17 protein-coding genes and 6 pseudogenes are annotated in these 21,246 nt (G+C 56.6%); 12 read left to right on the forward strand and 11 right to left on the reverse strand.

Features of this window, described 5'->3' with window-relative positions:
• Positions 1 to 25: 25 nt before the first annotated feature.
• A pseudogene (locus tag QEG70_RS11230) lies at positions 26 to 297 on the forward strand (transposase); the annotation flags it as partial.
• Positions 298 to 307: 10 nt separating this feature from the next.
• Here QEG70_RS11230 and QEG70_RS11235 read toward each other — a convergent pair.
• Positions 308 to 1,070: pseudogene (locus QEG70_RS11235) on the reverse strand (IS5 family transposase).
• Between the two features lie 152 nt (positions 1,071 to 1,222).
• Here QEG70_RS11235 and QEG70_RS11240 point away from each other — a divergent pair.
• The 7 genes and pseudogenes from QEG70_RS11240 (at position 1,223) to QEG70_RS11270 (ending at position 10,096) form a co-directional block, all read left to right on the forward strand.
• Positions 1,223 to 1,525: a hypothetical protein gene (locus tag QEG70_RS11240; protein ID WP_308720737.1), complete on the forward strand. Its 303-nt coding sequence runs from the start codon at positions 1,223 to 1,225 to the stop codon at positions 1,523 to 1,525.
• A 985-nt stretch (positions 1,526 to 2,510) separates the two neighbouring features.
• Positions 2,511 to 2,858: pseudogene (locus QEG70_RS11245) on the forward strand (HigA family addiction module antitoxin); the annotation flags it as partial.
• Between the two features lie 28 nt (positions 2,859 to 2,886).
• Positions 2,887 to 4,425: a type I restriction-modification system subunit M gene (locus tag QEG70_RS11250; RefSeq protein ID WP_308720739.1), complete on the forward strand. Its 1,539-nt coding sequence runs from the start codon at positions 2,887 to 2,889 to the stop codon at positions 4,423 to 4,425.
• Positions 4,422 to 5,555: a restriction endonuclease subunit S gene (locus tag QEG70_RS11255; RefSeq protein WP_308720740.1), complete on the forward strand. Its 1,134-nt coding sequence runs from the start codon at positions 4,422 to 4,424 to the stop codon at positions 5,553 to 5,555. The genes QEG70_RS11250 and QEG70_RS11255 overlap by 4 nt, the downstream gene beginning before the upstream one ends.
• On the forward strand, positions 5,555 to 6,553 hold the full coding sequence (locus tag QEG70_RS11260) for a hypothetical protein (RefSeq protein ID WP_308720741.1): 999 nt from the start codon (positions 5,555 to 5,557) through the stop codon (positions 6,551 to 6,553). Before QEG70_RS11255 ends, QEG70_RS11260 begins: the two co-directional genes overlap by 1 nt.
• A 7-nt stretch (positions 6,554 to 6,560) precedes the next feature.
• Positions 6,561 to 6,704 carry a hypothetical protein gene (locus QEG70_RS11265; RefSeq protein WP_010512321.1) on the forward strand — a complete coding sequence of 48 codons (144 nt, stop codon included), beginning with the start codon at positions 6,561 to 6,563 and terminating at the stop codon, positions 6,702 to 6,704.
• Positions 6,701 to 10,096, forward strand: a complete 3,396-nt coding sequence (locus QEG70_RS11270) for a DEAD/DEAH box helicase family protein (RefSeq protein ID WP_308720742.1) — start codon at positions 6,701 to 6,703, stop codon at positions 10,094 to 10,096. Before QEG70_RS11265 ends, QEG70_RS11270 begins: the two co-directional genes overlap by 4 nt.
• A 352-nt stretch (positions 10,097 to 10,448) precedes the next feature.
• On the opposite strand, the gene QEG70_RS11275 is transcribed toward QEG70_RS11270, so the two are convergent.
• Positions 10,449 to 11,369 (reverse strand): SDR family oxidoreductase, encoded by a 921-nt coding sequence (locus tag QEG70_RS11275; protein WP_308720743.1) that lies wholly within the window; start codon positions 11,367 to 11,369, stop codon positions 10,449 to 10,451.
• Between the two features lie 149 nt (positions 11,370 to 11,518).
• Between QEG70_RS11275 and QEG70_RS11280 the strand changes: the two genes are divergently transcribed.
• Positions 11,519 to 12,211: a type 1 glutamine amidotransferase domain-containing protein gene (locus QEG70_RS11280; RefSeq protein ID WP_308720744.1), complete on the forward strand. Its 693-nt coding sequence runs from the start codon at positions 11,519 to 11,521 to the stop codon at positions 12,209 to 12,211.
• On the opposite strand, the gene QEG70_RS11285 is transcribed toward QEG70_RS11280, so the two are convergent.
• On the reverse strand, positions 12,208 to 12,717 hold the full coding sequence (locus QEG70_RS11285) for a MerR family transcriptional regulator (RefSeq protein WP_308720745.1): 510 nt from the start codon (positions 12,715 to 12,717) through the stop codon (positions 12,208 to 12,210). The genes QEG70_RS11280 and QEG70_RS11285 overlap by 4 nt on opposite strands.
• A gap of 96 nt (positions 12,718 to 12,813) precedes the next feature.
• On the opposite strand from QEG70_RS11285, the gene QEG70_RS11290 reads away from it, so the two are divergent.
• Positions 12,814 to 13,650: an alpha/beta fold hydrolase gene (locus tag QEG70_RS11290; RefSeq protein ID WP_308720746.1), complete on the forward strand. Its 837-nt coding sequence runs from the start codon at positions 12,814 to 12,816 to the stop codon at positions 13,648 to 13,650.
• 189 nt (positions 13,651 to 13,839) lie between these two features.
• Here the strand turns inward: QEG70_RS11290 and QEG70_RS11295 are convergent, their stop codons facing one another.
• From QEG70_RS11295 to QEG70_RS11305, 3 genes are read right to left on the reverse strand one after another with little or no spacing between them, the layout of a single operon-like run.
• Complete coding sequence (locus QEG70_RS11295) at positions 13,840 to 14,223, reverse strand: type II toxin-antitoxin system VapC family toxin (protein WP_062247761.1); 384 nt, start codon at positions 14,221 to 14,223, stop codon at positions 13,840 to 13,842.
• The gene (locus QEG70_RS11300) at positions 14,220 to 14,558 is read right to left on the reverse strand and encodes a type II toxin-antitoxin system Phd/YefM family antitoxin (protein WP_308720747.1); all 339 of its coding nucleotides are present in this window, start codon (positions 14,556 to 14,558) and stop codon (positions 14,220 to 14,222) included. The genes QEG70_RS11295 and QEG70_RS11300 overlap by 4 nt, the downstream gene beginning before the upstream one ends.
• 8 nt (positions 14,559 to 14,566) lie before the next feature.
• The gene (locus QEG70_RS11305; RefSeq protein ID WP_308720748.1) at positions 14,567 to 15,205 is read right to left on the reverse strand and encodes a tyrosine-type recombinase/integrase; all 639 of its coding nucleotides are present in this window, start codon (positions 15,203 to 15,205) and stop codon (positions 14,567 to 14,569) included.
• A 230-nt stretch (positions 15,206 to 15,435) separates the two neighbouring features.
• Between QEG70_RS11305 and QEG70_RS11310 the strand changes: the two genes are divergently transcribed.
• Positions 15,436 to 16,158, forward strand: coding sequence for a hypothetical protein (locus QEG70_RS11310; RefSeq protein WP_308720860.1), 723 nt, complete (start codon positions 15,436 to 15,438; stop codon positions 16,156 to 16,158).
• A gap of 94 nt (positions 16,159 to 16,252) precedes the next feature.
• On the opposite strand, the pseudogene QEG70_RS11315 reads toward QEG70_RS11310, so the two are convergent.
• Positions 16,253 to 17,053: pseudogene (locus QEG70_RS11315) on the reverse strand (chromosome partitioning protein ParB); the annotation flags it as partial.
• A gap of 43 nt (positions 17,054 to 17,096) precedes the next feature.
• On the opposite strand from QEG70_RS11315, the gene QEG70_RS11320 reads away from it, so the two are divergent.
• Entirely contained in the window at positions 17,097 to 17,441 is a 345-nt protein-coding gene (locus tag QEG70_RS11320) for a hypothetical protein (RefSeq protein ID WP_308720749.1), read from the forward strand.
• A gap of 406 nt (positions 17,442 to 17,847) precedes the next feature.
• Here the strand turns inward: QEG70_RS11320 and QEG70_RS11325 are convergent, their stop codons facing one another.
• The 4 genes and pseudogenes from QEG70_RS11325 to QEG70_RS11340 all read right to left on the reverse strand — a co-directional run.
• A complete protein-coding gene (locus tag QEG70_RS11325; RefSeq protein ID WP_308720750.1) occupies positions 17,848 to 18,777 on the reverse strand; it encodes a hypothetical protein in 930 nt (309 codons plus the stop codon).
• Entirely contained in the window at positions 18,762 to 19,721 is a 960-nt protein-coding gene (locus QEG70_RS11330) for an MvdC/MvdD family ATP grasp protein (RefSeq protein ID WP_308720751.1), read from the reverse strand. Before QEG70_RS11330 ends, QEG70_RS11325 begins: the two co-directional genes overlap by 16 nt.
• A gap of 382 nt (positions 19,722 to 20,103) precedes the next feature.
• A pseudogene (locus QEG70_RS11335) lies at positions 20,104 to 20,343 on the reverse strand (helix-turn-helix domain-containing protein); the annotation flags it as partial.
• A gap of 79 nt (positions 20,344 to 20,422) precedes the next feature.
• Positions 20,423 to 21,234: pseudogene (locus tag QEG70_RS11340) on the reverse strand (IS630 family transposase); the annotation flags it as partial.
• Positions 21,235 to 21,246: the final 12 nt, after the last annotated feature.

Below are 21,246 nucleotides of genomic sequence, written 5' to 3' on the forward strand. Positions count from 1 at the left end.
CTGTTGAAAACGGGAGAAAACAGCACTCTCTAATGATCCCCGTCGTCTGGTCTTTATCGACAAAACCAACCTTTCCGCGAAGATATCCCGCCTATGTCGCCGCGCTTTACGCGGAGAACGCTGTCGGGCTGGCGTTCCTCATGGCCATTGGAAAACTACGATTTCATCGCCGGCCTGCCCCTCACGGGCATGACCGCCCCTTTCGTGCATGAGGGTGCTATGAACGGCGATATTTTTCAGGCCTATATCGAGCATGTTTTCGTGCCGACGCTGAGTCCGAGCGATATCGTCGTCCTAGGCTCAGGACTCATTCTTTGAGATAGAAGATGAAGCTTGCTGCGATGTGGATTGCAGACATGAATGTATGAGCGCAGCGGTCGTATCTGGTCGCCACACGTCGCCAGTCTTTCAGCTTTGCGAACATGTTTTCGATCAGATGGCACTTTTTATACAGATGCCAGTTGTAAGGCGGCTTTGATTTCCGGTTCTTTTTCGGGGGATACAGGCAGTGATATTGCGTTCTGCAAGCGCTAACCTGATCCGGTTGCTGTCATAGCCGCTGTCCCCGATGACTTCTTCCGTCTCGTCGGAGAGATCTGCCAGCAGCACGTCTGCGCCCTTGAAGTCACTGACCTGACCTGCTGTCAGATGCAGGCGAACAGGCCAACCCTGACCATCGCACACGGCATGGAGTTTTGAGTTCAGACCACCTTTTGTCCGCCCGATATGACGGGGAAAAGCCCTTTTTTGAGCAGGGACGCCGATGTCCGGTGCGCTTTGAGATGTGTCGCATCGATCATCAGGCGCTTCGAACAGCCAGCCTGCTCTGTCAGGGCGACGAAGATCCGGTCAAAGACACCCAGGCGGCTCCACCGGATGAAGCGATTATACAAAGTCTTGTGCGGACCATACGCTTTCGGGGCGTCTTTCCACTGAAGGCCGTTGCGGATCACATAAACGATCCCGCTCAGAACACGCCGGTCATCCACGCGTGGCACTCCGTGTGCCAGAGGGAAAAATGGCTCAATCCGCTTCATCTGGCTCTCAGATAGCAAAAATACCTCACTCACAGCCTCACCTCCATCGGTAAGCCTGTGAAGCACAACAGCTCGCTCAGTTCAATAAATTAATAGGTCCTGAGCCTAAGTTTCACGCTATGAAAAATGGCGGGAAACGTGTGCATGGGTCGGCACTATGCCGGTTTACGAATGCCTCAGACACGATGATTATCGCAGAGCATCACAGTGTCTGGGAAAAACCTGATGGTACATTGATAGATATCACACCGCCAGCTTCGGGCGGAGGCGCGACGCTTTTTGTTCGTGACGACACTGCATCAATAGAAGAATCTGAAGAGGGTTTTCTTTTAAGATCTGACAGGACAGATATAGAAGGATTACTCATGCTTCGAGGTCGGCCGACTGAAGAAGAATTTTGGCTTTTCAAGATAAAAGATTCTCCTGAAACGGCGAGTTATGCTTCGTCGATTGGTTTTGATTGGGCCTGTTTTCCCACCAATTCCTGAAAGTATTTTAAGCCGAGAGGAGTTCATTGGTTGCAGTAAGGGATCAGGTGCAGGCAGAAAAAAGAGCATCGAAATAGTCTATTAAGCCCGCTTTATTCTCACCTTGCGATTGTCGCAACTTGAGAAGCAATCCTGCCCCCGCAACCAACGACATATAGAAAACCTCGCTAAGTCTCTGACTCGGCGGGGTTTTTTGTTGATCCACACATCAGGCGCCCATCGAATACATAATCATTTCAACCACTTGGCTTCGGTAGGTTCAAATCGGGGGCCAATGAACCCGCAACCAACTGCTCCAGACACTGGCGTACAAGAGCGTGCTCCGACGTGCCAGGGCTTACCTGGGCGTAGGAGAAAGAGCGAGGGAGGGGACAGGAGGCAGCCGAGGGGAACGCGAGAACTCCCTCGACGAGGGCTACGTCGGGATGACGGCAATGGGGAGAGAGCGGAATGTCCAGTTTCCGCGCAGACCTCAAAATAACGGACATTCATTGGGGCTGCTGTCGGCTTTCGATTGTTCCCAGTGGAAACGAGGCCTGTACAAGTTTTAGAACGAGTGTCCACTGCCATCTTGATGGTTTTTATCTACAATTCCTACTCTATTTTTTATATTTGTAGTAATTATCTATATATAAGTGGAAATTTATCCGAATTGGTAACGGATACCATGAATTGTGTCATGCTCGACCAGTTGCATCTGCTATGCGTCAGTCTGGCCCCCTTTGCAACGAAGCATCGGGGTAAATAACTGTCGAGCCAAGGCCAGGCCACCAGTCTCGCAGCCGTGGCGAGATCGTTGCGGCCCATAGCTGGCGAGCGCAGCATGGCGGTAGGCTCCGACACAAAGGGCGATATCGGAAGTTCGCCGCGCGTGCGAACGCCGCCTTACCACAAGGTAGAAGCGGACATTCCGTCCCATCTGTTATTCTGATCAGCATTTTGGCTACGTGAATGTGCGTCTATCCACTAATTTAGGCGACTATGCGCACGACGACCTATTGATAACCGTCGATTATCACTCTACGGTTTCAGCAATGGAGGAGCAGGCGTGACCCATCCCGGAATCCTTGTTCGCCAAGAGTGCCTTGATCCCAACGGCTTGTCCGTCACCAATGCCGCCCAGGTGCTCGGGTGCAACCGTCAGACTCTCAGCAACCTCCTGAATGGGCGGTCCGGCATTTCGCCGGAGATGGCGCTACGCCTTGAAAAGGCATTCGGCACCTCCGCCCGGTGCTGGATGGAACGGCAAATGAACCACGAACTGGAAACGGTCATGGCCCGCGCCCATGAGATCGAAGTCCGGTCCTTTACAAGGCGCCCCTCATGCACATGAATCGCGCGACAATTACAGTAGGCAGCAAGTGATCACAGGCACTATCAAAACCCAAATCGACCAGATCTGGAACGCGTTCTGGTCCGGCGGGGTCTCCAACCCGCTTTCCGTGATCGAACAGCTCACCTTCCTGATGTTCATCAAGCGGCTTGACGACCTCCAGACGGTCGAGGAGCGCAAGTCTGAAGACCTCGGCCTCCCCATCGCCCGCCGCATCTTCCCCGAAGGCGCCGATGACAAGGGCGAGCCCTACGACAATCTCCGCTGGTCCCGCTTCAAGCATTTCGAAGCCCGAGAGATGATGCGCATCGTGGATGAGCACGTCTTCCCCTTCCTGCGCCAGCTAGGTGAGGAAGGATCGTCCTACGGCACCCACATGAAGGACGCGCGGCTTGGTTTCTCCAACGCCAACCTGCTGGCCAAGGTCGTGCAGATGCTCGACGACATCCCCATGGACGACCGTGATACGAAGGGCGACGTCTACGAATACATGCTGGGCAAGATCGCCAGCGCAGGCACGAACGGCCAGTTCCGCACGCCCCGCCACATCATCGAGCTGATGGTCAACATCATGAAGCCCCAGCCCGGTGATACCATCTGCGACCCGGCGGCAGGCACCTGCGGCTTCCTCGTGGCGGCGGGCGAATACCTACGCGGCCACCACCCGGAGATGTTGCGAAAAAAGCAAACCCGCGACCACTTCCACAACAGCATGTTCCACGGCTTCGACTTCGACGCGACCATGCTGCGGATTGGCGCGATGAACATGACCCTGCACGGGGTCGAGAACGCAGATGTCTCCTACCGCGATAGTCTGGCCGAGGAACATGGCACCGACGCGGGCGCCTATTCCCTGATCCTTGCCAACCCGCCCTTCGCCGGATCGCTCGATTATGACACCACGGCCAAGGACCTCCTGAAGATCGTCAAGACCAAGAAGACCGAACTGCTCTTCATGGCGCTCTTCCTGCGGCAGCTGCGGATCGGGGGGCGCGCGGCGGTAGTCGTGCCGGACGGGGTGCTGTTCGGCTCTTCGACCGCCCACAAGGACATTCGCAAGATGCTGGTCGAGGAACACAAGCTCGACGCCATCATCAAACTACCCTCGGGCGTCTTCCGCCCCTATGCCGGTGTGTCCTGCGCCATCGTGGTCTTCACCAAGACCGGCGTCGGCGGCACCGAGGGCGTGTGGTTCTACGACATGACGGCGGACGGTTTCAGCCTCGACGACAAGCGGATGCCTCTGCTGGAGACCGAAAAGCTCGGGGCCTGCCCGACGCAGACGCTGACACCCGAGGAGCATGCGAAAAACAACCTGCCCGACATCCTCGCCCGCTGGAGTGATCGGGACGCCGAGGCCACGCGGCCCCGCACCGCGCAAAGCTTCATGGTGCCTGCCGAGGACATCATCGCCACCGGATCATGGGACCTGTCGCTGAACCGCTACAAGGAGATCGAGCACGAGGAGGTCACCCACGCCGTCCCCGCCGACATCATCGCCGAGCTGCGCGCGCTGGAGGCCGAGATCGCCGCGGGGCTGGATCGGCTTGAGGGGATGCTGGGATGAACTGGCCAGAAGTTGCGCTCAAGTCAGTGGCTGACATCCAACGATCTGGCGTTTCGCCAGAGGAGATCGCTAGCGGTACCGACTATCTCGGCCTAGAACACATTGCTTCCGGAGGGGAAATCCTGTCCCGGCAGAGAGTTGATGCCGGAGAACTTGCAAGTACGAAGTTTTCATTCGGACCATCCCACCTGCTCTACGGAAAGTTGCGACCCTATCTCGGCAAAATTGCTCTACCTGATTTCGAAGGGGTTTGCAGCACCGACATCCTTCCTGTGTTTCCCGGCCCAGATCTTGATCGCCGTTACCTCGCGTACTTTCTACGCCAGCCGCAGATGATCGAGCATGCTAACAAACTTGCAACCGGGGCAAACCTGCCAAGACTGAGCCCCAAGGCGCTTGCTGAGTTCCCTATCCCCCTCCCTCCGCTGGAGGAGCAGAAACGGATTGCGGGGATACTAGATCAGGCGGCAGAGCTCTGCCGCCTCCGCACCCGCGCCCTCAACAAACTGAACACCCTCGGTCAGGCAATCTTTCATGAGATGTTTGGGGACCCGGCTGATAACCCAAAAGGCTTCCCTCGTAAGAAGCTGCTTGAGATTGTGAAGATCATTGGTGGTTCTCAGCCCGCCAAGAAGCACTTCCTCTATGAGGATGGTCCGGGCAGGGTCAGATTTGTCCAGACACGAGACTTCAGGACCGATGCCTACAAGACCTATGTTCCAGAGGATTTGGCAAAACGTCCGTTTTCTGAAGATGATGTCATTATCGGTCGCTATGGTCCGCCGGTTTTCCAGATATTTCGAGGCCTCGCCGGAACATATAATGTGGCTTTGATGAAGGCTCAGCCGATAGGCGAGATTACGAAGGACTTTGTCTTCTACCTCCTTCAAGAACCGAAGTTACATGGCTACGTGGTAGCCAACTCAGAACGGACAGCAGGACAGTCCGGTGTCAACTTGGATTTGCTCGAGGATTACCCTGTCTATGCTCCGCCGGTTGAGCTCCAGGCGGACTTCAGCAAGCGCTTGACTGAGGTGGATACGGTGACACGGAACGCTCGCCGACAAAGTCTGAAAGCGCAGACACTCTTCGCCTCCCTTCAACACCGCGCCTTCCGGGGAGAGCTTTGATGCGCGGTGAATTTCTGGGCGTCCAAAGCCTGTTGATGGCCGAAGTCTTCGAACCTTTGTTCGAGTTCATTGAAGAGAACGAAATCGAGGTCGAAGACTTGTGGTTGGATATCCTGCAGTCGGCATTGCCAAGGCCGATGCCGCCGGTCGCCCCGACATACCAATCGTACAACGACGACGGTGAGTTGCACCTGCCGGAGGACCTTGAGGCGCGGTCAACCTACGAAGCGGCTCTCGAACGACATCAAGCCAAGCTGGAGACCTACATGGATGCCAGCACAGACGATGGTCTCGCGCGGGATTACATCCGCAACTTTTTCGACGGCGCGCCATCAGAACATGCCATCGTCGAAGCGCTGGAAAAGGCCTTCCCGCCTTTTGACGATGCCAGCGGCGATCAGCTGTCAAACGCGTACTTCGTTGCCGTCCAGAGCTTCATCGAAAAGTTCAGCCTTCGCTACGATGTCCGCCGACCGTCCTTTAACCGTAGGATGGCGATATATCCAACGCTTCCAGGGCTATTCACAAAGATGCTGCGAGATCTGAGGATATCCAGCGCTCAAGATGCCGCTCTGGCCGCGCTAATGGCGGCCTTCGAGGAGACGATCCGAGATCTGCACGATGAGCGATTGCCTCGAAGAGTGAAGCAATGCATTGCGGCTCAGTTCAATCTGCTCGAAGCTATGTTATCCCAGCACCCAAACATACTTGCCTATAATGCCGATATGGAAAACCGCATTCCGCAAGGCCGGAGGGCGAACACCTTCGGTGCAATGTGCGACAAGGCGGGTGTGTGGCCTCACAACAAGGTCAGGGAGGCCGCAAAAGCCATCTATGGCTTTGCGTCCGACTATCCGGGAATTCGCCATGGCGGTAATCCGGCCAGCCAACTGCGTGAAGTTGATCTGCGCGATCTCCTTTCGATATCTGTGATTTTGACAGGGCTTTCCCCTTATTTGAGTCCCTCCATGGATCCCGAAAAAATTTATTTGGGTTGAAGATTAGATGACCACCAGTTTCACCAGTGCTACCGAAAGCCATGCAATCCAAAAGGGCATGCGTCAGCTCATGACCACAGGAGCCGATTTCTCTCTTGGTCAAGCTATTCTTGGTGAAACGGAATTCGATTTTAAGGGGGCTGATACATGAGCCAGTTCAGTTTTCTGTCAGCAGACTTTCCAGCCCTCTTCAAAACGGCCAGCAAAGCCGAGACACACGCGTTATCCGACCCGCGTGGCGCGTGCTTCTGGGCGCGACTGACGCTTGAGACGGCGCTGAAATGGCTCTACCGGACCGACCCGGCGCTGCGGAGGGTCTACACCGACACGCTGGCCGCGATGATTGCTGAGCCGAGCCTGCAGGCGCTGACCGGCCCCGCCATCGTCATCAAGGCCCGCTACATCAAGGACCAGGGTAACCGCGCCGCCCATGACACCGGCAAGCCGCTGAGCGCCTATGATGCCAGCGCCTGCGTGCGCGAGCTGTTCCATGTCTGCTACTGGATTGCCCGGACCTATGCCAAGGTCAATCGCCCGGACCCGGCGCTGACCTTCGACGCCGGGAAGTTGGAGAAGTCGCTGACAATCACCGCCAGCACCGTGGCGCAGATCCAGAAGGTCGAGGCGGACATCAAGGCCGAGCGCAAGCGCGCGGCGGAGGCCGAGGAAGCCCTTCGTGCCTCTGAAGAGGGACGCGCCAAGCTGGATGCGGAGCTAGCCGCCGTTCGGGCGGAGATGGCCGCACTGCGCAAGGCCAACAGCACGGTGCAGGACGACCATGATTACGGCGAGGCCGAGACCCGCGACAACTTCATCGACCTGCTTCTGAGCGAAGCAGGCTGGCCTCTCGATCAGGAGCGGGACCGGGAGTTCGCCGTGACGGGCATGCCCAACCAGAGCGGTGACGGTTACGTCGACTACGTGCTCTGGGGCGACGACGGGAAACCACTGGGTTTGGTCGAGGCCAAGCGGACGAAGAAAGACAGCCGGACGGGGCAGCAGCAGGCGAAGCTCTACGCTGACTGTCTGGAAAAGCGATACGGTCGCCGCCCGGTAATTTTCACCAGTAACGGCTATGAGCACTGGATCTGGGACGACCAGGCCTATCCGCCGCGACGGATCTCGGGCTTTCTGAAAAAGGACGAACTGCAGCTGCTTCTGCAGCGTCGCGAGAACATCCGCCCCTTATCGAAGGTCGATGTAGACCCGGAGATTGCGGGGCGCCACTACCAGCAGCGGGCCATTCGCCGTGTGGGAGAGGCCTTCGAACGCGACGCTCAGCGCAAGGCCCTGTTGGTCATGGCCACGGGCAGCGGCAAGACCCGGACCGTCATCGCCCTGATCGACCAGCTGATGCGAGCCAACCGGGTGAAGCGCGTGCTGTTCCTGGCGGACCGGATCGCGCTGGTGAAGCAGGCACACGGAGCGTTCAAGACGCATCTGCCCTCGACGCCCTCGGCCAACCTGCTTGAGCGACACGACATCAAGAAGAATGATCACGCCGGAGCGCGGGTCTGTCTGTCGACCTATCCGACAATGATGGGGCTGATCGAAGAGAGCAAGGGCGGCGAAAAGCGTTACGGCCCCGGTCATTTCGACCTGATCGTGATCGACGAGGCGCACCGGTCGGTCTACCGCAAATACCGGGCGATCTTCGAGTATTTCGACAGCCTGCTGGTCGGGCTGACCGCGACACCGCGCGATGAGATCGACAAGGATACCTATTCCCTGTTCGGGCTAGAGAAGGGCGTGCCAACCGACGCTTACGACCTCGATGATGCTGTGGACGATGGTTACCTCGTACCGCCGACTACCATCTCCGTGCCGCTGAAGTTCCAGCGCGACGGCATCGACTACGATCAGCTGACCGACGAAGAGAAGGAAGCCTGGGACGCCATCGAGTGGGACGAGGAAGGCACAGAGCGGGACCGCGTCGAAAGTGCCGACCTGAACAAGTGGCTTTTCAACAAGGACACGGTCGACAAGGTGCTGGAGCACCTGATGCGCAACGGGATCAAGGTCGAGGGGGGCGACCGGCTGGGCAAGACGATCATCTTCGCCAAGAACAGCAAGCACGCCCGGTTCATCGTCGACCGCTTTAATGAGGCCTATCCATACTACAAGGGGCAATTCGCCCAGTTGATCGATTACAGCGTCAGCTACGCCCAGTCGCTGATTGACGACTTCTCCGAGGCGGACAAGGCCCCACACATCGCGGTTTCGGTCGACATGCTGGATACCGGCATCGACGTGCCCGAGGTCGTGAACCTCGTCTTTTTCAAGATCGTTAGGTCCAAGACCAAGTTCTGGCAGATGGTCGGTCGAGGCACCCGCCTGTGCCCCGATCTGTTCGGCCCGGGCGAGGACAAGCAGCAGTTCGTCATTTTCGACTACTGCCAGAACCTTGAGTTCTTCCAAGAGAACCCTAACAGGACTGATGGCCCCGCGGCCAAGCCGCTAGGCGAGCGACTGTTCGGCTCACGCGTCGAACTGATCGAGGCCCTGGCAGACGCTGGCGAGCCGCACGAGGTGCTGATCAAGGACATCAAAAGGCGGCTCCATGACGAGGTACTTGGCATGCCACTGGACAACTTCATCGTCCGGGCCATGCGGCGGAGTGTCGAGAAGTTCCGCGACCCGAAGGGCTGGGACAACCTGACCCTCGACGACCGGCTGACGCTGATCGGGGAGGTCGCCGGGCTGCCAACGGCCTTCGAGGATGGCAACCTGCCCGCGAAGCAGTTCGACCTGTTGCTTCTGACCACACAGCTAGAGCTGTTGAAGCAGACCGGAGCCTTCACCCGGCTCCAGATGCGGATCGTCAGCTTCGCTTCAGCGCTGGAAGGCATCGACAACGTGCCTCTCGTGGCGAAGGAAATGGAGCTGATTCTCGACATTCAGACTGACACCTTCTGGGAAGGCATCACACCGGAGATCCTGGAGACCGTGCGTCGACGCCTTCGCCACCTGGCTGAGCTCATCAAGCCTGTGGAGCGCAAGGTGGTCGTCACCGACTTCGAGGATGACATCGGCGAAGGGACCGAGGTCACCATGCCGGAGGTGGGCAGCGGCGTGGACAAGGCGCGCTTCAAGATGAAGGTCCGTCGCTTCATCGACGAGCATCGTGACCACATCACCCTGATCAAGGTCCGCCGAGGTGAGCCCCTGACCAAGCAGGATCTCGAAGAGCTGCAGCGCATATTGATCGAGCAGGAGATCGCGAATGATACCCTCATCGCTGACCTCGAAGAGGAAGGAGGCCTCGGGCGCTTCTTGCGGTCATTGACCGGCTTGGACAAAGCTGCCGCGAAGGAAGCTTTCAGTACATTCGTGGGGCGACATCAGTTGAACGCCGACCAGACCGAGTTCCTCGACTTGGTTATCAATAGCCTGACGGAGTCTGGGTATGTCGACCCGACCAGCTTCTACGAGAGTCCGTTCACCGATCTGGACGACATGGGCATCGCCGGCATCTTCGATCGAGATCAGGCTAAAGAGATTATTCAGATTGTGAGAGCTCTGAACGACGCTGTTGCTGCGTGATGAACTACTTCTCACTGTCGCATATCAAAAACACATCTCTCATGCCTACCAAAGCAACTGCCCCTAGATATAAATTCTGGGGCTATTCACTGTGACACATCAATGCGGCACTCATAATCACGCACGAACTGGCGTCAGAGGATCATTGTTAGGCAGGTAGCGTTATAGGATGATGATCGGATCATAATGACGAGACGTTTAGTGTCCGCAGGTGGCATTTTTGGTCTCTCCACCTGCCCTGTCGTGCGTTCAGTTCCCACAATGTTGCCGCGCAGAAATCTACTTATCGATGTCGGCTTAAGGGAACATCGCTTACGGACGGAATGTCTGGGATGAGGCAGTATCCGCCTCTCTATTCCTTCCTGATCAGTTCCAGCCCCTCTTCATACGTCGTCACGGGAAACTCAGGGAAATGACGTTTGAATTTGCTTGAGTCAAAAAGATTGTCCTGCTCATAACGGGGAAGCAACTCCCTGATCTCCCGTACCTTTTTTGAAAAAATGCCTGCAATGATCAATGGCCATTTTCCAATGACCGAATAGGAAGGGGGATGTCCGAAAATCCTGCTCGCCATGGTGACAAATGTCTTGTAGGTCGGCCGCTCGTCACAGCACGGCAGATGCCAGGTTTGCCCGAAAGCTCCTGGTGTATTGCCCAGCGTTGCCAGCGCGCGGCTCGCATCCGGCGTCCAGATGAGGGTCCGGCGTGTGTCGTCACGGACAGGCACCAGGGGCCTTTTACCTGCTTTCAGCCTGTCAATGATCAGGGCGTTGGTGAAGCTCTGGGTTTTTCCCGGTCCATAGAATTCCGGTGCGCGGGCGATCAGCACGGGAATGTCTCCGCGTGCCATTTCTTCCAACACCATGGAGGCCATTGCCGCGCGCACCCGTCCTTTCCGGCCAATCGGCGCAAAGCGCGTTTCTTCTGTCTGGATCTGGCTGTTCTGCGGATACATGTAGGTATTGTCGAAATAGGCAAAGCTGGCGCCCGCCGCCCGGCACGCCTGCAGGGCATTCCTCAGCATGACGGGAAACTGTTCTTCCCAGAGCCTGCTGTCAGGGGGCAGGCCGGCCGTAAAGTAGACGATCCGGCTGCCTTTAACTGCCTGTGTCGTCTGCCCTGCATCCAGCAGGTTCGCCGCCATGAGCGTATCGTCTTCGTTGACCTTACGAGGATTGCGGCTCACAAGCCGCAACGCCCCCGTATGATGCTGATGCAATATCCGCGCCAGTTCCGTGGCGATCTGACCGTTTGCGCCCAGTATTGTCTGCATGTGAGGCTGCCTCCATGATGTCAGGTAGGTTTGCCCTTACACCATTAACCTTGAAGTCAGATTTAATGTCAAACCGCTGATTGACCTTCAACCGGGCTTGAACGTTACAGGGCAGTGATCAGAAACGCTGCCGCATGGGGGGGCCAGCCATGAACCGTCATATCCTTCACGTTGTCACCAACACCACTCATTTCGGCAATTCACCGCAGCCGACCGGATTATGGCTGTCGGAACTGACGCATGCGTGGGACGTCTTTGCCGCCAGCGGTTATGAACAACGAATTGTCAGCCCAAAAGGCGGCAGGGTTCCGCTTGATCCGCGTGCGTTGAAATGGCCGATGCGCGATGCCTCAACCAAGGCCTGGCTGGCCGATCCGGCAAAAATGGCCCTGCTGTCTTCAACAGATTGCCCCGCAGACATCAATCCGGGCGATTACGATGCGATCTACTTCACCGGCGGTCATGGCGTGATGTGGGATTTTCCCGACAATGAGGGCCTTCAGGCCATCACCCGCGCGCTATGGGAAAAGGGCGGCGTTGTCTCCGCTGTCTGTCATGGATATTGCGGGCTGCTGAACACCCGGCTTGCAGATGGTTCGTTTCTGGTCCGCGGTCGGAAAATCACCGGATTTTCATGGACCGAGGAAAGGCTGGCGGGTGTCACGCGCGAAATCCCCTACAATGCAGAGGCACAGATGAAGGCACGGGGCGCAATCTATGAAAAGGCGCTGCTTCCGTTCATGTCCCATGTCGTGACGGATGGACGGCTGGTGACAGGACAGAACCCCTTTTCCGCCAGGGCGACGGCAAGAAAAGTGGTGGCGCTTCTGGATAGGGCTTAACAGGGTGCCGTCTTTTTGCGGCGGCCCGGGCTTACCGACTGGCGGCGATCCGTCGTATCCAGAAGGCGGATATCGTCCGATGTGACATCGAGGGCTTCGGGGTGTTCCGCAAGCATGTTCGTCAGGACACGATGCGCATTGGCCGCACAGTCCATGTCATCGGGGCGCGCCTGAATATCCTCAACCAGACGGAGCAGATGCACCCTGCTCTGGGCCAGGCGTGCCTGCAGCGCTTCGATATCCGCAATCTTGCGTGTCAGGGCATCCATCAATGTAACATGGTCCCAGTGATCCAGATCAGGGGGCAGCAGGGTGCGGATTTCATCCAGCGTAAACCCGGCCCGCTGCGCCGTTGTGATGAGACCCAGGACCATCACGGCCTGCTGCGGATAGGTCCGGTATCCGTTGGGCCGGCGGTCAACCGTTTTCAGCAGTCCAATGCGTTCATAGAACCGGATTCTTGATGGCGTAAGGCCACTTAACCGTGCCAGTTCTCCAATCTTCATGATTTACTCCGGTCATGAACGCATGCTTGACCTTGAAGCTACCTTCAACGTTAGGCTCTGACCAGTATCCGTTATTGATCGGCAAGGAGGCGTATCATGTCATTCGTCACGACATCTGATGGCGTAGAGATTTTCTACAAGGATTGGGGACCGAAGGATGCCCAGCCAGTCGTCTTCCATCATGGCTGGCCACTCAGCGCCGATGACTGGGACACGCAGATGCTGTTTTTCCTGAGCAAGGGGTTTCGCGTGATCGCGCATGATCGTCGTGGTCATGGTCGCTCGGCACAGGTGAGCGACGGGCACGACATGGATCATTATGCGGCAGATACATCGGCCGTTGTCGAACATCTCGACCTAAAAAACGCCATCCATGTCGGACATTCGACCGGCGGGGGCCAGGTTGCCCGCTATGTCGCGAAATATGGTCAGCCCCAGGGACGTGTCTCCAGGGCCGTGCTCATCAGTTCCGTGCCGCCCCTGATAGTTCAGACGGACCGCAGCCCTGAAGGCGCACCGATCGCTGTCCTGAACGGACTGCGTGCGGGGCTTGCGGCCAATCGCGCGCAGTTCTTCCTGGATGTAGCCAGCGGGCCGTTCTACGGCTTCAACCGCCCCGGAGCAGAAGTTTCGGAAGGCACGATCCGCAACTGGTGGCGTCAGGGCATGATGGGCAGTGCCAAGGCCCATTACGAGGGTATCAGGGCATTCTCGGAAACGGATCAGACCGAGGATCTGAAGGCCATCACATTACCGGTGCTTGTGCTACAGGGCGATGATGATCAGGTCGTGCCTTACCAGAACGCGGCGATCCTTCAGGACAGGCTGCTTCAGGACAGCACGCTGAAAATCTATCCCGGTTATCCGCACGGCATGCACACGACCCATGCAGACGTCATCAATGCAGATATCCTGGCGTTCATTACCGGATGATGATCGCATCATAACGATGTGACGTTTAGCCTCAGCAGGTGGACGTCCTGGTCTCTCCACCTGCTGTTGTGCGTTCAGTTCCCACCATGTCGCCGCGTAGAAACCTGCCCGTTGATATCGGCTTACGGTAACGTCGCTGAGGGACGGAATGTCTTGACATGAAGACGTATTCTGACGGCAGTTTCTGCTTCACGAACAGCGTATTCGCTTGATGGGGTAATGATCCATTTGTCCGTCTTCCGAAAGGAATGTGGCATGTTCAGCTTGCGCCTGTGCCATCAGGAGATGATCAAAAGGATCACGATGATGCAGAGGCAAGGACATCAGGATCTGCAGGTGTTCGGGCTGTATTTGTAGTAGCGAGAAACCTTCCGCAGGAATGGCTGCCAGAATGTCGTTCATATCCGCATCCAGTTTTCCGATACGGATTTTGATCGCAATCTCCCATAATGATACGATACTCACCAGAATATCGTGGACCGGATCTGCAATGATCTCCCGTGCAGTCTCACCCAGCCGGTCGGAGTCCGAAAGCCACCACAGCAACGCATGCGTATCGAGCAGAACCTTCACAAGTCGCGTTCCATGCTCTCAAGAATGTCCGGTGGTGTCTCATCAAAATCTTCGCTCATTCTGATCCGTCCTCGAAGCGCTCCTGGCTGACGGCGGGGGCGATAGGAAGGAGCTGGTGGCCGCAGTTCAGCCACAACCTCATCATGAGACGTCACGAGAATCGTACTACCCTGTCTGACCTGGCGCAGATACGCTGTCAGGTTCCCCCGGAACTCCCGAACACCGACTTTCTGTGGGGATGCTGCGTTATCTGAAAGATGCTCGCTCATGGTCTCCTCCTTATGTGTCATCATATCATGTACACAAAAGGAGGAGGTAGAGAATTCCTGAGGCATACTCGATTTCAGAGATCAGTGGCTTCCGACAGTGCCAGAGCGTCCTCTACATCCACCCCAAGATATCGAACCGTACTATCCAGTTTTGAATGACCCAGCAGGATCTGCACGGTCCGGATATTGCCGGTTCGTTTGTAAATCATGGCAACCTTAGTCCGGCGGAGCGAATGGGTTCCATATTCCCCGGGGATAAGTCCTATCGCCTGAACCCATTGATCCAGAAGCCGGGCGTATTGCCTTGTGCTCAGGTGAGTTTTGGCGCTTAGGCGACTTGGAAAAACATACTCATTCAAGCCACCACCTCGATGCTCCAGCCACGCCCGCACGCTTTCCCGCGTTGTTTCTGTAATTTCGAATTGTACAGGTCGCCGGGTTTTCTGTTGGACGACCATGGCTCGGTGGCGCACCTGACCGCTGGTAACGACATCGCCGATACGAAGGCTGACAAGATCGCAGCCTCTGAGTTTGCTATCGAGAGCAAGATCAAACAAAGCTCTGTCTCTGACACGCTGTTCGCTCCCCAGCCAGAACCGAATTGCCCAGACGTGCTTTTCTTTAAGCGCCCGCTTGGCGCCAACTATTTTTCCTGCATTCCAGGGCACGGACGCCTTCAGCGTAGGCGATGGAAAACGCGTTTTCTTTTCCATGATACTTTCTCCTGATCAGCTGCACATGCAGCAATCAGAAGTCTGGAAAGGATATCGACGGATAACGAGAACTATTGCCGACCGTCCGTTTTCCGGAAACCCGAATGGCTCAGCTCATGTCCTACATGAGGCGATAGCCGACATTACAATGAAGGACGCGGGACGGAGATCGTCCCCGCGTGGCAAAGCCAGACTGGCAACTCGCACCGAGCTGGTTCATTGTTTCTGTGATGAATCCGTTTCGTTCGCCCGACACCGACCTTCCCCTGTCGCATGCCCTCATCCTGAAGGCCGCGCTGCTGACGATCGGCTATATTGAGGAAAACGGCCCGATCGGCCTTACGCCCACCAAGACGCTCAAGCGCTATTTTGTCGCGTGGGCCGCCGAGGCATTTGACTGGCCAGCCTATACGGTCGAAGACCTCTACGCCGTCAACAAAGTCCTGAATGAGCATGATTTCCCGCCGCTGGTGATCCTGCATGAGGTTCTGCTCAGCGCGAAGCTCGCACGGCATTTCAAGGGCACCCTGCGGCTGACCGACCTGGCGAGAAAGCTCCAATCAGAGCCTGCCCGGCTCTGGATACTGTTGACAACCCACCTCCTGTTTGTCGTCGACCACAGTCCTTACACCCGAAGCGATGAGCCGCTGTTCGGCAACTGGGATATCTTTCTCAACGTCATCAATATCGAGGCCCAGGTTGCCGTCACAGAAGAGCGGCTATGCGCGGTTCTCTACGGGGGTAAAGAGGAGGATATCCGTCACCGGGATTTCAAGCTGACCGCCAGTCTTTACGTCCATGTCCTGCGTCCGCTGTACTGGGCAGGACTGCTCAACGAGCACCGAACCGGCACCGGCCTCAACAGGCGGGATTTCTATACCAAAACACCATTGTGGACAGCAGCCCTCAAACTCGAAACAGATCGACACCTGCAGCCTATGACCCGTCACTGACCATCGTCGACAGCCATTCGGACGCGACATCGCTCCCATATAAAAGGCGGCTTCCGGAGACCGGAAGCCGCCCATATCAGTCAATGGACAGATGTTACTCAGCCGCAACCGCGTCCAGGCTGTCGGGCATGTCAGCCGCTCCTACTTCTCCTTCACTCCGCCCTGCCACGTTCCTTGTGCGCAGCGCCTCTGGCAACCAGCCCGAACCGTCCAGAAGCCGCTCGGCAGCCTGCGCCATGTCGCCCTTCTTCATATGGGCGATGCGGTCGGCGGCCTCGTTACCCCGCGCCTCGCGCACGGCTTCGAGGATGCGCGCCTTGGTGACGCGGCCGAGATAGTTCTCCACTGTCGCCTGCCAGCCCGCTTCGGCCAAGTCGAGCGTGAGCGCAGTGGCAAGACGGTCGGCGCGAGCCAGCCTCTCCCTGACGCTGCGTGCCAGAGACGGGCCATAGGACGATTCATGCAGCGCGTTGATCCCGAAAGACAGGCAATGCGCCAGCAGCGCGATGCGACTGGCATCGTCCAATCCGTCGAGCCACTGCCAGAGTGCGTCCTCATCCTCCGGCAGATCGTGCTGCCAGCCCTCGTTGCGCTGGCGTAGCGCGTGGGCCGGCAGGCTGCCGGGCATGTCGGGGGAATGGACCCGCAGCGGGATTTCCCGGACATAGGCTTCCAAGCAATCCACACTCGAGACCTGCCAGTAGAGGTCGCGCACCAGCGTGTGCAGTAGTTCCGTCAGCGCGATACGCGGATTGGCGGCAAACGCATCGCGCAAGGCCAGCGTGCGCCAGGCCGTCAGTTCGGTCAACAGGCGATCGGAAAGCGGCTTCAGTCCATCTTCCTCCTCGGGCTCGGCGTCGGGTGCGTCTTCCCTCCCTTCGCCGTCGTCACCCGCGCTGTGACAGACGACCGCGTCATCATCACCTGAAGTGAACCGTATGCGCATTGAACTGGACGCTGACCTCGTGGCGATGCAGAATGAGTTGCCTCGCATTGATCGCGAACTGGACAAGGCGATTCAGGCCATCCTCGACGGCGTTCCGGGCGCGAAGCTCAAAGATAAGATCGGCGCGCTCGAAGCGCGCAAAATCGAACTGACAGAACGTCTGGCCAACACGGAAGAACCGCCTCCCCTTCTCCATCCGAACATGGCGGAGATCTACCAGCAGCGGATCGCGTCTCTCTATGAAAGCCTTCAGGCCGAGGAGACGAAGACCGAGGCGGCCGAGCGCCTGCGCACACTCGTCTCGCAGATCACGCTCCAGCCAGCCGACAGCGAGTAGGCGATCATTCTGCGCGGCGATCTGGCGGCAATCTTGCAGTTCGCGGCACATAAGAAAAACGCCACGGTCCATCCGGACAGTGGCGTTCTCGATGCGTTCGTATCGCAAGTATCGTTGGTTGCGGGGGCAGGATTGGTCCTCAAATTGCGACAATCGCCAGTTGAGAACAAAGCGGCATTAGACATCTGTTTTAATAGGATTTTTTCTGCTTATGCCTGACCCCTTATAAAATTAATGAGCCCTGCCCTCGCTAAAACGGGGCCTCTTCGTTCAGAGCCACAATCATGTCCGCTGACGCCTTAGGCCAAGCATATAGCTCCTTGAATCGCTCTACGCAAAGCGGACAAGGTAAGCCAATGGAAGATAGACGGGAGCGAAAAATTGGTTTCTTGGAATAGGTCCAATGTTAACGTGACTCACCCGAACCCATTTTTCCTAAGCAGTCGCAGCATTTGGCGGCTGTCATTGGGCGTGAATTTTTCTGGAATGATGGGTGGAATGCTGCGGGCAGATGCGTATTGACGCTCTGGACATGGGCTTTTCCCTCTTCTGACGGGACGGTTCGAGATGGCACCTCACTAGTCGGGGACGACTTTAAGCCAGTAGGTTTATTTTCAGTAATTGGTTCGGGTTTGGTTGTGGTCGGTTCAGGCGGACGGATAGGTATTGCTGCCTGCGGACCATGGGTTTGCACTACCATCGTTTTCGCCGTAGACGTCTGCAAAGTCGAAGTGTTTTGTCCCATGACGGGAGCGAAAAAGCTGGTCGCCATCGCGAGGGTGAATACGAGCACGCCATTACGAATGAGCCCGATCGCCGTCGATGCTTCGTTTGAGCGAATGGCATTCATGATTTGGAAACCACTTGCAGCCGCCCTCATCGCATCTTCAGCTTGATCTCCACCTTGCGTAATAATGCGCAGGTACCCTGCACCATAGCCATAGCGTGGCTTCGGACGGAGGCCGCTGAATCCGATCATTGCACCCAATAGAAACATGCCCATCGATAGAAAGAGAAGGGCTGCGATGACTGTCTTTGTCGATGTAGCGGCCAGCCCATCGAAAACGGTTTTGGAAACAACGCCTCCAACCGTGACAGCCACCGATAGTGAAGCGGTCAGCTTATTCAGTTTTTCGTCGAGCTCTTTAGCGCGTGTCCACTCAGTCTCGAGGTATTTCTCCAACTGATCGGCATTGAGCGCCCTAATGTCGTCAAATGCTGGATTTGTCTCCCAGGCATCCAGCTGACGCTTCAGGTTCCGATTAACGAAGAATATGCGAATTGCATCGGGTAACGCTCGCACCGCCCGCTGTCGAATCTTCAACAGGAGGGGCATGCTAGTTCCTCCGCGATCGCCGCCGATAAACCGCGCCCATCGCGGTCCAGCCATCCCCATTCACCCGTAGGATTGATCTCAATAAACCAATAGCGCTCACCCGAGAGCGCTAAGTCGATTGCCCCGTACCGCAAGCCGAGGTCGCGAACAAGTGAACGACAACGTTCGGCAACATCGGCGGGCAGATCATAGTCCTGATAAGACAACTCATTCTTGGGTCGGACTCGCCAGTCACCATCAATGCCTCCATGTTGATCCATGACGGCATCACACCATAAGCGATCGCCGACGATTGTGACACGCAAGTCTAATTTGGGGGCGATGATGCTTTGGCAAGTTGCAGGTGCAAGATGGAAATACTTGTCCGCACATGCTGTCCAGTCTATCAAATTTGTATAGCCGAAATACTGATGAAGTTCATCCTGCAATAATACCGTGTCGACGCTTTTTAATGCAATCCGATTACCTATCATACCTGGCACATCGGCCTCGCTGTCATTCGTCACCAGTGTCAATGGAACATCGAAACCAAGCTTGGCCGCACGCCTTAATTGGTAAGGCTTGGACTCCGCCTGATATGTCACTGCCGGATGGTTCATCCAGACCGCATGGTCAAATAGCATCATGCCGCGCATGACACCCGACCACTGCGAGCGCTCTAACTGCTCCGCCGTCGTCAATTTGCGGCCCGGCGTATTGCGTAGAAAGGTCGCTTGCCGCCACCATACCGAGCGCAACCCAGCGCCCCCATACCAAGTTTCACCGCCATAACGGCAGGTCATGGTGGCGAGCAAGGGGTCGATTGAAAATCTCAAATCGGCAAGCTGATCTTGGTTGATGCGTAAAAACGATACACCTTGCCGAGAGAGGTGGTCGCATATTCTGTCGGTCGAATAATCCATTAAGCCCGACAGAATAAGAACTGCGACGCTGTTAGCCGTCATGGAATTATTGTCCTTTTTGATCCTCACCGGTCTCAAGGTCACATTTTTTTGTCTGCATCCCATCTTGAGAATCGTAAGCGATCAAGCCAGCGTGGCTACGCCACACTCCCGCCGCGAAGTCGTATATAGCATCTGCGGGCCCTTCGATTTCCCTGAGTTCTGTGACCTTTGCCTCGCGCTGCAGAACGTGCATCGCCAACTCTCCCTCTGAGTAATTTGCTTCCGTTAATTATCCAAAATGCTCCATTTTGAAACGTTTGCATTCACTATCATGAGTGCTCTGCGAACGGCTAGAGTCTGCCACGAATGACAGCTTTCTGGTCATTTTATCCCACACACCGGATCTTCCGTTCTCCCGGCCATTCCCGCTATCAATCTACGTTTCGTCGGTCAGGCCTTCGATGCCATCTCCCACAAACCGCCGCCGCCATTTGCCGACGGTGTGCTCATGCACCCCCAGGCGTGCAGCAACTTCCTTGCTCTGCAAGCCTTCGGCGCAGAGCAGAACCATCCGGCATCGCTCCGACAACGACCGCGGCGCCTTGTGATGTCGAACCTGCCCTTCAAGAAACGTCAGAGCCTGCGGACTCGGCACCACCTGACCTGCCTGCCGTCCCACCATCGTTCTGCTCCCGTCATTGCGACAGGAACATCATATAATGATGCTTATTTCTGTTCCAAGTGACTAGAGCACGTCCACGTTATTCCGGTTCATATCCTGCTGCGGTGAAGAATTTGGTACATTCGTGCGGAGTGAAAGCATCCAGGACTGATTCGGCGGCGTCCCACAGCGCTGTGACGGTTCTTGCTGCCTTGGCCCGCAAGAGAGCCTTGAGCTTGGCGAACGCCATTTTAATCGGATTGAAAGCGGGACTATAGGGAGGCAGAAACATCATCCGAGCCCCCACTTGTTCGATGGCTTTTCGCGCTCCCGGAACCTTGTGAGCGGGCAGATTGTCCAGGACGACGATATCGCCCGGACTCAGCGTCGGCACGAGAACATGCTCGACATAGGCCTGAAAAATATCACGGTTCATGGCACCCTCATGCACGAAAGGTGCGGTCATGCCCGTGAGGCGCAGGCCGGCGATGAAAGTCGTAGTTATCCAATGGCCGTGAGGAACACCAGCCCGACAGCGTTCTCCGCGTAAAGCGCGGCCACGTAGGCAGGACATCTTCGTGGAAAGGCTGGTTTCGTCGATGAAGACCAGACGACGCGGATCATGATCAGGCTGGTCGTTGAACCAGTCCTGCCGGCGTTTCAAGATATCTTCGCGCTCCTGCTCCAATGCATGTGCGGCCTTTTTTTGAATGTCCACCCGCGCCGCCGCAGCCATCGACTGAGCATGCTGCGGCCGATCCTGACGAAGTGCTCACCATGCAGGCGTGTCGCCATCTCGTTGAGCGTGATATCTTTCTGCGTTTCGATCATGCTGACGATAAAGGCTTCATGCCCATCCTGCTTTGAGTCGCGCGGCTTGCCCTGGCGGCGTGCCGCCCGCTCCCCGTTTTCACGTTCGCCGTG

The organism is Komagataeibacter xylinus (assembly GCF_031081985.1).
In the GTDB taxonomy this organism is placed as follows: domain Bacteria; phylum Pseudomonadota; class Alphaproteobacteria; order Acetobacterales; family Acetobacteraceae; genus Komagataeibacter; species Komagataeibacter xylinus_E.